This window comes from Paraflavitalea pollutisoli (genome assembly GCF_029360705.1).
Lineage (GTDB): Bacteria > Bacteroidota > Bacteroidia > Chitinophagales > Chitinophagaceae > Paraflavitalea > Paraflavitalea pollutisoli.
Window position 1 is genome coordinate 3,881,569 of sequence record NZ_JARKMX010000008.1, and the last position, 12,195, is coordinate 3,893,763.

Sequence of the window (12,195 nt, forward strand, 5' to 3'; positions counted from 1 at the left end):
CGAACAGACCTTTTTTATTTGAACACCGTGATATCCTTCATATAAAGGATAAAATAAAAACTGGCCATCCATAGAACGAGGGTAAGCTGAATAAAACGGTCTTTGTAAAGGATTTCGGTAGGTGACCCGGCCTGGTTCATCACAAAAGTGATCTGCAAATAACGCATGATGCCGGCGATCACGAATAGGGAGGTATAATATAAACGGTGACCAAACTGCTTGTACAGGTCGCCGGATACGGTATAATTAATATAAGCTACGATCAGGATCGCACAGAACAACCCGAGCAGGGTATTGAGAAATTCGAGGCTGTAGCCCTTGATCGATTTGCGCATGTCGGCGCCGGTAGCCACTTTCAGCATAACATCATCGCGGCGCTTTGCGATGGCCATGAACAGGGCGAGCAGGAAGGTCATGATGATCAGCCACTCGGAGGTATGGATACCGCCCAGGATGGCGCCACCCTTTACCCGCAGTACAAAACCCGTGGAAACCAGGATGATATCCAGGATGGAGATGTTCTTGAGGCCAAAACAATACCCCAGGTTGATCACATAATAAATACCGGTGATCAGCAAGAACTTACAGGTAGGGTCGAGCAAATAGCTGAGCCCCAGGCCAGCGATGGCCAGGAAGATGCAAATAGTCAGTCCGACTTCTTTCTTTACTTTGCCGGAAGCCATAGGCCGCTTGCACTTTTTGGGATGCTTGCGGTCATCTTCGATGTCCCTGTAATCGTTAAGAATATAGATACTACTGGCAAGGAAGCTAAAAGCGGCGAATCCGCCGATCAGCAATAAGAATTGCTCTTGAAGCTCCAGGGGGTCAAACAGTTTACCTGCAAAGAAAGAGGGGATGAACAGGAAAGCGTTTTTTGCCCAATCTTTCGGTCGTAATAGTTTAATATAATCCCGCATTGATAGTCAATTCCGGGCACAAGATACTGCACAAAAACCTGTCATGCAAGCCCCGTCCCTATTCCGGGCCTATGATTTATCGATTAATTCATTTGCCTGGGCTGATTTTTACCCAATCTCCCTTAGCAACACGCTAACAATCGCTTATACGCAAAAACAAAGTACAATTACTTTGCAAGTTAGTGGGGCATGGGCTACTTTCGCAGAACCTTAACCCGGCCTGCCGGTAACGCCTCAATATATTCTACCGACATGAAAAGACTTTTATCCACTGGAGAGATCCTGATCATCGTCATTGTTGCCCTGATCCCCATTTTCGCCAGTTTCCCCTACCGTATCAACATCTTTTTATCCTGGGAGGGTGCTTACCGCCTCTACCTGGGGCAAACGCCTTTCAAGGATTTCGGGATGCCCGTGGGGTATATGTATTGGGTGATCCCGGCCATGTTCTTTAAGATTTTTGGGCCGCAGATGATCACCCTGATCAAAGCGCAGGCCTTTATCAATATCTGTTCGGGCCTGGCCGTTCGCTCCATTTTCAAGAGCATGGGCGTGCAGCCCGCGGTGCGGTTTTCGGCGGTACTGGTATTCTGTCTCTCTTATACCTTCTTCAATTACTGGCCCTGGTACAACAATACCGTGATCATGTATGAGCTGGTAGGCCTCGCCTTCCTGATGAAATACATTTTCTCGAACGCAGCCGGCAAGTGGAAATACTTACTGCTGGTGGCGTCGGGCTTCTTTATCTTCTGCTCTTTCTTTACCAAGCAGGATGGAGGCGCCCTGGGCTTCCTGATCGCTACGGCCCTGCTGGGTTACCTGGCCCTGGCCCAAAAGCAATGGATGCCCTTGATGATCTTCCTCGGTTCGGTGCTGGTGACGGGCCTGGCGCTCATACTCCCTGTAACCGGCAGCTTCGGCTATTGGTTCAACCATGGCCAGCCGCCGCATAGCTCCCGTATGTCGATGGGCGATATCCTGGGCGATTTTCTCGGCGCTTCGCAATGGATCAAGTTTTACATTCTGTTGATCGTGTTGCTGCTGATGGTTGGCATCAAGAACTGGAAAGAATTTTGGCTCGATAAGCAAAAAATGATCTTCACCCTGCTGACCTTCGGTATGCTGGCCCAGGCCACCATCTTCCAGGTGACGAGCTATGTTCCGGTCGACAACAATATCTTCTTCCACAGCTTTGCTTTTGCCTTCTTACTGTCCTTGCTGGCCATGCTGCTGCCGATTTCCTTCGATACCTGGAAACCGGTGCTCATCACGACGGCTGTGGTATTGTTGTGGTGGAGCCATGTGTACTGGCGTTATATCGACCGCTTCATTTTGAAGTCGGGCGGAGAGACGTATACTACCATGACCCACGAAGGCCTGGTGTATGCCAATGTGGTGAACCGTAATACGTATATGATCCACCAGGATTCTACGGATATTCCCCTCGATCAGTGGCGGGTACCCAAACTGAAATCTTTCGAAAGGATCATGATGCCCAACCCAACGGTAGATGGCATCGAACGGTTGATGAATATGGACCTGGTCAAGAACAACAAGAACCTGAAGGTGCTGAACATGTCGGAGCTGACACCGCTGGCTGCCGAGATACCTTTTGCGTTGGAAACCGGCCCCGAGTACCCGCTTTGGTTCCATAAAGGCGTGGGCATGTTTGACAAGGAAACGGACATGTTCGTAAAGCGTATCCAGGACAAGCATTATGACCTGGTGTTGTTTGAATACATTCCTTACCTCAACAATTTCTATCCCTTCAAAGTGCGGGAAGCCTTGCAGGCCAATTACCGGAAAGTGGATTCTTTTACAGCGCCACGCAAGCCAAGCTCCAGCGCCTGGGTAGAGGTCTACGTTAAACCCTGATTAAAATAAGTGTATCGTTCAATACGAATCGCCGGGCCATGGCCCGGCGATTCGCGTTTTACGGCGCTATTGACAGGTACCGGGCGAGCGGCCACCAACTGGTGCCGGCGGACGATTACAGGCCGGAAACCGGTGCCCCGTCGGCATTTCTGGATCCCGGGCCCTTTGATCCACCTGCTACCCGTTTTATATTTCAGAGCAAGTGTGGTTTCCACCGCCCCCGATATATTTCGTATATTTATTACAAACGCACTCAATGAAGTACCTGTTCTCAGCCTGTATCCTGCTGCTCCTACTGTGCAGCCTTCCCGCCACTGCGCAAAATCCCGAACAGGAACGGCTGGACCTGCCGGGCGACAACCTCAACCTGTATGCGGTACTGAAGCTTTTCCAGGAATCGCCCACCCTCGAGCAATTTGAGCGCGCGTTGAACTCCGATTCGGCCAATATCAACAACCTCGATCTCGATGGTGATGAGAAGATCGATTACATCCAGGTAGTCGATAGCCTGGAAGGCGATATCCACAACATCATCCTGAAGGTGTATGTGAGCGAGACGGAGGAACAGAACGTTGCCGTGATTATTGTGGAGCGTGACCGCAATGGCGAGGCCAAAGTGCAGATCGTGGGTGATGAAGACCTGTATGGCAAAGATTATATTGTAGAACCCAATTACTCCAGCGACAATCATCCCGGCGAAACACCCAACCCGGGTTACGCGGGTCAGCAGGCGCGGGCCGATGCGCAACCGACCACTACTACCGTCGACCAGCAAGCTGTCAATATTCAATACACCACGACTTACCAGGTAGCAGCCTGGCCCATCGTATCCTTCATGTATGCACCCGGGTATATGATGTACCGTTCGCCCTGGCATTGGGGATACTATCCACCCTACTGGCGTCCCTGGGCGCCGGTATTCTGGCACCAGTACTATGGCTATCATTACTACTGGGATTTCTATTATTTCGGTCATTTTCGCCGGTGGAACTACTACCGGTTTCCGGGATGGCATCATTGGTATTATCGTCCAGGCCCGGGTGGGCCCCGCTTCCGGGCTCCGATCGTACATGTTCATATTTCGCGCGGCTATTACAACCGCAGCTATAGTCGTCCCGACCTGGCCGGCGCCGGCAGGGACCGGTTCCGGAGAGACAATCCCAAGGCCCCCTCTTTCAACAACCGGCCTCCTTCTTTCGACAACAATGGTCGTCCGCAGATCACCCGGCCGGCCAGGCCTGGTGGTACCACGCGCCCCATCACCCGACCCGGTGGTGGCAGTACCAGACCCGGCGGCAATGCACGCCCCGGCACCAGGCCGGTCAATCCTGGCGGCACTACCGCACCCCGTCCCGGTACTACACGGCCGGTCAATCCGGGTGACGGCAATAACCCGGGTACGACAAGACCGGGTACCCGCCCGGTAAACCCCGGTGGCACAACGCGCCCTGTGAATCCCGGCGGTGGCAGCAATCCAGGCACACCGCGACCAGGAACCACCCGGCCGGTCAATCCCGGTGGAACGACCCGCCCCGGCACTACGCGACCCGTGAACCCCGGTGGTGGCAGCAACCCGTCTACCCGTCCTTCCACGCGACCAGCCCAGCCTTCCACCCGGCCGGCGCAACCCAGCACCCGCCCCTCGTCACCGGCCCAGCGGCCTGCTACTTCGCGCCCCACAAGGCCTGGCGGAAAATAGGCGAACAGGCCGTGCGAAGCCCGCCCGCTGGTCGTCGACTGGACGGCAACCGGGCACCAACAGCTATTTCCGACCGCATTTACTGTCCCGTCCTGAAATCGCTTTACAGTATTGGGTAGGCTGTATATACAATTAAATTTACCCAATCATGCATGTAAAGAAGAAAGGCCCTGATAATAGCCCTGCCGGGTCATAACAACTGCCTAAGGGTCTGTAGGGGCAGCATGGCGGCAACCCCTTACCTGTCAACTATTTCCAGGGGCAAACACTTATGAAAATGCGCCTTTACTACGGGAGCGGTACGGGAGCGCTATGGGAGCGGCCTTATAGCGGTAACGGCGCCGTACGGGAACGAGCCGTCAAAAATGCTTCATCCGCCCAGGTCCCTGCAACCTTTCCGGCCCTCAACCGTCTATCTCCCGACACACGCCCGGAAATTCCCGTCCGGACGCTTATTTTTGCGCTAAAGAATTTATTATCAGCAGCCGAGGCACCCATATACTGGCCAACCCCATCGAATACCTGAAAGGCGTAGGCCCCCAGCGGGCAGAAATGCTGCAGAAAGAACTGAGCATCTACACCTTTAAGGACCTGCTGGAGCATTTCCCCTATCGTCATATCGACAAAACCAAGATCAACCAGGTACGCGATATCAACCCGGCGACTGACTTTATCCAGCTGGCGGGCCGCATTACCAGTATGGGCATCATGGGCGAAAAACGCAGCAAAAGGCTGGTCGCCGAACTCCGGGACCGCTCGGGTACGGTAGAACTGACCTGGTTTCAGGGTATTCCCTGGATACAAAAAATGCTGGTGGTGGGCCAGGCCTACCAGGTATATGGTAAAGTGAACTTTTTTCAGGGTACGCCCCAGCTCACCCACCCCGAGATCGAGTCGCTGACGGAAGAAAACCCGGCGGCCGCCCGCAACTTCCTGGAGCCGGTGTATTCCACCACCGAAAAGCTGAAAGCCCGCGGCCTTGGCGCCCGGCAGATCGCCAACCTCACCAAAGCGCTTTTTCTGCAGGTGAAAGAGAAAGACCTGCCGGAAAACCTGCCCGAGTATGTCACCAAACCCCTGCAACTGGTACCCCGGTTCCAGGCCTTGACCCATATCCATTTCCCGCCTTCCGTAGAAGCCTGGGAACAGGCCATGAACCGCCTGAAATTTGAAGAGTTCTTCATCGCCCAGTTAAGGATGCACCTGGTGAAAGCCAAACGCCACCGCTATTCCCAGGGAGTGGTATTTCGACAGGTGGGCGAGATCTTCAATACGTTTTACGAGAAACACCTGCCCTTCGAGCTCACCGGGGCTCAAAAGCGGGTGATCAAAGAGATCCGGAAAGATACCGGCAGCGGCCGCCAGATGAACCGCCTGCTGCAGGGCGATGTAGGTAGCGGCAAGACCATTGTGGCGCTACTTGTGATGCTGCTGGCGGCAGACAACGGCTACCAGAGCTGCCTGATGGCGCCTACCGAGATCCTTGCCCGCCAACACTTTGCGGGTTTACAGCAATTGTTGGATGGACTGCCTGTCAACATCCGCATCCTGACCGGTACCACCAAAGCCGCCGAACGGCGCGACATCTTTAAAAAACTCGCCTCCGGCGAGATACAGATCATCGTAGGCACCCATGCCCTGCTGGAAGACCCCGTGGTTTTCAATAACCTGGGGCTATCCATCGTCGATGAGCAACACCGTTTTGGGGTGGCACAACGGGCCAAATTGTGGGCCAAAGCCACCATACCACCGCACAACCTGGTGATGACCGCCACCCCCATCCCGCGTACACTGGCCATGACGGCCTACGGCGACCTGGATTACAGTGTGATGGACGAATTACCGCCCAACCGTAAACCTATTTTAACCGTACATCGTTATGACACCGCACGCAGTCAGGTGATGGGTTTTATCAAGGCAGAGATCGAGCTGGGACGGCAGTGTTATATCGTATTTCCACTCATTGAAGAATCGGAGAAGCTCGATTATGAGAACCTGATGAAAGGATACGAAAATGTGCAGGCCTATTTTCCCGAGCCTAAATACTGGATCAGCATGGTGCATGGCCGCCAACCCACGGATGTCAAGAATACCAACATGCAACGATTTGTGGCCAACGACACTCAGATCATGGTCGCCACCACGGTGATCGAAGTGGGGGTAAATGTGCCGAATGCCAGTGTGATGGTGATCGAAAACGCCGAGAAATTTGGTCTCTCTCAGTTGCACCAGTTGCGTGGCCGGGTAGGCCGGGGAGCCGAAAAGAGCTTTTGCATATTGTTAACAAGCACGAAACTCAATAACGACGCGAAGGAACGGATCAAGACGATGTGCGAAACGACCGATGGTTTCAAAGTGGCGGAAAAAGACTTAGCATTGCGGGGACCAGGCGACATAGAAGGAACGAGACAAAGTGGTATGCTGAACTTTAAACTGGCCAGCATTGTAGAAGACCGGGAGTGGCTTGAAGCAGCCAGGGCCGTTGCGGAAAAGATCGCCGACAACGACCCAGAACTGGAAGCACCGGAAAATGCCATACTCAAAGAGTACCTGCAATCGCTGCGCGGCAAAACAGCCTGGAGCAAAATTTCGTAAATTACCGGCAGGGCACCATCAATAACCGACGACCAATATTCCATGAAAAACGGCTACTCTTTAACACAGCCCACCGATCAACCGATCACACTGCTTAAAATGGTATTATAATCATGCACACGGCCATCATGGACCGGCAGGCTATGATATTATATTCAGTAATTTGTAAAAAATAATTCTTTGGGTAGGAAAAGTTTGATAGTTACCGTGCTTTTGTTGGCTGCCACCCTCCGGACCTTTGCACAGGATGGCAACGAGGCGTTCGACTTCACGGAAAATAAAGGACAGTGGGACAAACAGGTTCGGTACAGAGGCGACGTACCCGCGGGTGCCTTCTATCTCCACAACAACGGCTTTACCGTAGTACAGCACAATGGCGATGACCTCGACAATTTCTTCCATCGCCATCACCTGTTTACCCCCGTCGACGGCAGCGGTAAACCGGGCCGCCCCGACCGCGGTCCCAACAAGCCGGGCAAACCTGGCGAGCCAGGCACCCCACCTACCATCCCCCCACCTACCCCCATTCGCTCCCATGCTTACCGGGTGTACTTTGTAGGGGCCAATGAGAACAGCCAGTTTCAACCCGATAAACAGGTACAAACCACCACGAGTTATTTCATCGGCAACGATCCGTCCAAATGGGCCGTCAATGTACCCGTTTTTCAGGCAGTCCTGTACAAAGACATTTACCCCAATATCGATATCCGTTACTACTCGGCGTATGGACGTCTCAAGTATGATATCATCGTGCACCCCGGCGGTGACCCCAGCAAGATCGTGATGCGGTATGAAGGGGCAGAAAAATTGTCGATCAAAAAGAACGAGCTGATCATCAAAACATCGGTCGGTGATCTCAAGGAAATGTATCCTTATTCGTACACCTTCGACATGACCAATGGCAAAAAAGAGATTCCCTGCGAGTATGTACTCGATGGCAATACCGTACGGTTTAAACTGACCAGCTATTCCAAAACGGCTACGCTGGTGATCGACCCTACCCTGGTGTTCTGTTCCTTTACCGGCAGTGCTGCCAACCAATATGGGTATACAGCCACGCCAGGCCCCGATGGTTCGCTCTATTCCGGCGGTATTGTATTTGGTCAGGGATTTCCTACTACCCCGGGCGCCTATCAATCTGGCTTCGGTGGCGGCGACAACATCTCCGAGTTGGGCGGAATCGATATGGGCATCTTCAAGTTTACTCCGAATGGCCGGCGTGCCTACGCCACCTACCTGGGTGGCAACCGCAACGACTATCCACACAGTCTTATCTGCGACCCCCAGGGTAACCTGGTGGTGATGGGTAAAACCTATAGCACCAACTTCATGGGCAGTGTAGTAGGTCCTGGTGGCGGATCTGATATTGCGTTGGTCAAGCTGAACGCCACCGGTACCAATATCATCGGAGCCCTGCGCATCGGTGGTACCGGCAATGATGGTATCAACATCGGCGATCAGATACAGGGTAACGTGAGCCGGGGAGCTACCTTTCGTTTTTATGGCGATGATTCGCGCAGCGAAGTGATCCTCGACGGCGCCAACAATATTTACGTGGCAGCCCAAACCCAGTCTACCGGCAGCGCCGGCGGCTTCCCCGTAACTACCGGTGCGTTCCAGACCAATCCCGGCGGCGCGCAAGATGGTGTGGTCATGAAGATCAACCCCAACTGTAACAACGTACTGTGGGCGAGCTTCCTGGGTGGTAGCGGTGACGACGGTGCTTTTGTGCTGTCGCTGAATCCTGTCAACAACGAATTGTATGTGGGCGGTGCTACGACCAGCACTAATTTTCCACCGGCGAATAAACCAGGCGTTTACCAGAGCGGCTTCCAGGGTGGTATCGCCGATGGCTTCATCTCCCGCATCTCCAATAACGGCAGTACACTGCTCAACACGACTTACCTGGGCACCGGTTCATTCGATGCCGTATACGGACTGAAATTCGACCGGGCTGGTAACCCTTATGCGATGGGCGTTACAGAAGGCGCGTGGCCGGTACAGAACGCCGCTTACAGCATTGCCAACTCCAAACAGTTTATTGTAAAAATGCGTCCCGACCTTTCGGGCCTCACGTATTCTACCGTCTTTGGCAATGGATCTGCCACGCCCAATATTTCGCCGGTCGCCTTCCTGGTAGACCGTTGTGAGAATGTCTATATCTCCGGATGGGGTGGATGGATACAAGCCGGCCAGGATCCCTTTCAGATGGGCGGCCTGGGCAATATGCCCCTCTCGACCGATGCCATCAAAAAAACAACCGATAACCGCGATTTCTATTTCATTGTTATCAAGCGGGATGCTTCCGAGTTGATGTATGCCACCTATTTTGGCCAAAGCGGCGGAGAAGGTGAGCACGTGGACGGTGGTACCAGCCGGTACGATGAACAAGGGGTAATCTACCAGGCCATCTGCGCCAATTGCTTTGGCGCCCGCGCCGGCAATATCACCCAATCTTTTCCTACTACACCAGGCGTGTGGGCCGAAAGGAATGGCAGCCGGGATTGTAACCTGGCCGCCGTGAAGATCGCTTTCAACTTTGCCGGTGTGGCCTCGGGCCCCAGGGCTTATTTCAACAACCGGTTGGATACCGTAGGTTGTGCCCCGTTTACCGTCGACTTCCGCGATACGGTACGTAATGCCGTCAAATACGAGTGGGATTTTGACGGGGACGGCAATACCGACCTCACCACCGATACTTACAACGCCTCCTATACCTTCAACAATATCGGCAATTACCGTGTACGCCTGATTGCGATCGACGAAAGCACCTGTAACCAGCGCGATACCGCTTATGTCACCATCCGTGTACGGAATGACGAAGCCAAGATCGCCTTCGATGCGGTGAAGGATGGTCCCTGCGAATCGCTTGGCTTCCGGTTCATCAACCACTCCACCGCACCTGCTTCCAAACCTTTTGGCCCCACACCATTTGCCTGGGATTTTGGCGATGGCAGTCCGCAGGTGATCACCGGTACCGATCCGGTTACCCACCTGTTCCCGGCTCCTGGTTCTTACCCCATCAAACTCATACTGCTCGATACGAACTATTGCAATGGCGGCGACTGGGAAGAAATAAAGCTGGGCGTAGTGGCCAATGTAGAAGCACGGGTTGAAACACCGGCACAGGGTTGTGCCCCCTATGATGCCTTCTTCAACAACACCTCGCTGGGTGGGCATGATTATTTATGGGATTTTGGTGATAACAGTCCCAAATCACCTGAAATGAGCCCTATTCACCGATACGACCAGGTAGGTGATTACAATGTACGGTTGATCGTATGGGATTCCAATACGTGTAACAAGGTGGACACATTCGACTTCTCCATTTCGGTGCGACAAAAGCCCACCGCGCTGTTCAGTTTCACCCCGGCAACACCCGAGGTCAACAAGCCTACCACCTTTATCAATAATTCATCGATCGATGCCAACCTGTTTCGCTGGGATTTTGGTGATGGCGATACGCTGATCAACCGCAACCGGCTGGATAATGTACAGCATCAGTTCAACGCAACCGGTGAGTTCAAGGTATTGCTGATCGCCTATAATGCGGATGGCTGTTCCGATACGGCACGAGCCACGGTACAATCGCTCATCGACCCGTTGCTCGATGTGCCCAATGCCTTTACACCGGGTAGGGGCAACCGTACGAGTATCGTAAAAGTACTCGGCTTCGGTATCGAAAAGATGACCTGGCGCATTTATAACCGTTGGGGACAAAAGGTATTCGAGACCACGGACCGGCGTGCCGGCTGGGATGGTTTTTACCAGGGTAAGCTGCAGCCAATGGATGTGTACAGCTATACACTCGATGTGGTATTCACCGATGGCAGACCGCTGCGCAAAACCGGTGACATCACTTTGATCAGGTAAACAAAAACAGGCAATAAAACGTAGGTAAGCCAACCGCGACCGCCGATAAAAACGTATATTAGATAACAGCCTTCGCCCAGCTATCAGGGATTCGATATATAAAAATTACGACTATGTGTGACCAATGTGAGATGCACCAGGAAGTAGCGGAGAAATCTGCCGGGGCTCCTTCATTTTATTTACGGACTGCCCTGCTTTTTGTGTTGTGCGGGTTAAGTTTTGCCCGAACGGCACACGGACAGGATTTGCACTTCTCACAATGGTTCAATACCCCATTGCTGACCAATCCGGCCAATACCGGGTTTATTCCGGATGCCGACTACCGCCTGGGCGCCAATTACCGTAACCAGTGGTCTACTGTGATGACGGTACCTTATAAAACGATGAGCATTTGGGGCGATGCCCAGGTATTCCGCGACCGCATCGAAAGTGGCTGGCTGGGCTTGGGAGGTGTCATTTTGCGTGATGTTGCCGGCTCCAGCCAGTTGACCTCAACCAAGATCTATGCTTCGGCAGCTTATCACCAGATGCTCGGTATTGCACATTTGATCTCCGCCGGCTTCAATGTGGGCTGGGCCAACAAACGCATCAATGTGGCTGCGCTCAAGTTTCCCGATCAGTTTGACGGTAAATTCTTCGACTCCAACTTCCCGTCGGACGGGATACCGGAAGCTACCAATATTAATTACTTCGATGTACAGTTGGGGGTGAACTATGCGTTCTTCCCTTCCGACAAGATCTATATCAATGGTGGGCTCAGTGCCATGCACATCAACCGCCCACGTGAATCTTTTTTCAATACCGACCCTACGGGTTATGACTCCAGGATCTCTCCCCGCTACAATGGCTTTGTCAATGCCAGCCTGAAGGTAACAGACGATGTGATCATCAATCCCATGGCTTATTACAGCATGCAGGCCAAGTCCAACGAACTGGTGGCAGGCGGCTATGCTCAATACAATTTGTCGGGCGAAGGTGGTGCCATGCAGGTATTGGGCGGGCTGTATTACCGGGCCGGAGATGCCTTTGTTCCGATGATCGGCTTTGAATACAAAAATATTCGGCTTACATTCACTTACGATGCAACTACTTCCTCTCTAAAACAATATAATGGCAGCCGGGGTGCGTATGAATTTGCGCTGACACACCGGGGCTTTTATGATGAATACAATGGCGACAAGCGTCAATCGCTTTGTCCCACGTTCTAACGGATCGTACACAACATTCGGCGTTTCA

The 12,195-nt window shown here is 52.9% G+C and carries 6 protein-coding genes; 5 read left to right on the plus strand and 1 reads right to left on the minus strand.

Translation table 11 applies throughout. The features are described from left to right. Positions 1–14: 14 nt before the first annotated feature. The gene (locus P2W70_RS29155) at positions 15–917 is read right to left on the minus strand and encodes a decaprenyl-phosphate phosphoribosyltransferase (RefSeq protein WP_276485107.1); all 903 of its coding nucleotides are present in this window, start codon (positions 915–917) and stop codon (positions 15–17) included. A 252-nt stretch (positions 918–1,169) separates the two neighbouring features. Here P2W70_RS29155 and P2W70_RS29160 point away from each other — a divergent pair, with 252 nt between their 5' ends. The 5 genes from P2W70_RS29160 to P2W70_RS29180 all read left to right on the plus strand — a co-directional run bounded on the left by P2W70_RS29160 (position 1,170) and on the right by P2W70_RS29180 (position 12,167). Further along, positions 1,170–2,792: a hypothetical protein gene (locus P2W70_RS29160; RefSeq protein ID WP_276485108.1), complete on the plus strand. Its 1,623-nt coding sequence runs from the start codon at positions 1,170–1,172 to the stop codon at positions 2,790–2,792. A gap of 256 nt (positions 2,793–3,048) precedes the next feature. After that, positions 3,049–4,491 carry a hypothetical protein gene (locus tag P2W70_RS29165; protein ID WP_276485109.1) on the plus strand — a complete coding sequence of 481 codons (1,443 nt, stop codon included), beginning with the start codon at positions 3,049–3,051 and terminating at the stop codon, positions 4,489–4,491. A 501-nt stretch (positions 4,492–4,992) separates the two neighbouring features. Continuing rightward, complete coding sequence (recG, locus tag P2W70_RS29170; RefSeq protein ID WP_276485393.1) at positions 4,993–7,086, plus strand: ATP-dependent DNA helicase RecG; 2,094 nt, start codon at positions 4,993–4,995, stop codon at positions 7,084–7,086. A gap of 180 nt (positions 7,087–7,266) precedes the next feature. Then, complete coding sequence (locus P2W70_RS29175) at positions 7,267–10,959, plus strand: DUF7948 domain-containing protein (RefSeq protein ID WP_276485110.1); 3,693 nt, start codon at positions 7,267–7,269, stop codon at positions 10,957–10,959. A gap of 113 nt (positions 10,960–11,072) precedes the next feature. Then, on the plus strand, positions 11,073–12,167 hold the full coding sequence (locus P2W70_RS29180) for a PorP/SprF family type IX secretion system membrane protein (RefSeq protein WP_276485111.1): 1,095 nt from the start codon (positions 11,073–11,075) through the stop codon (positions 12,165–12,167). Positions 12,168–12,195: the final 28 nt, after the last annotated feature.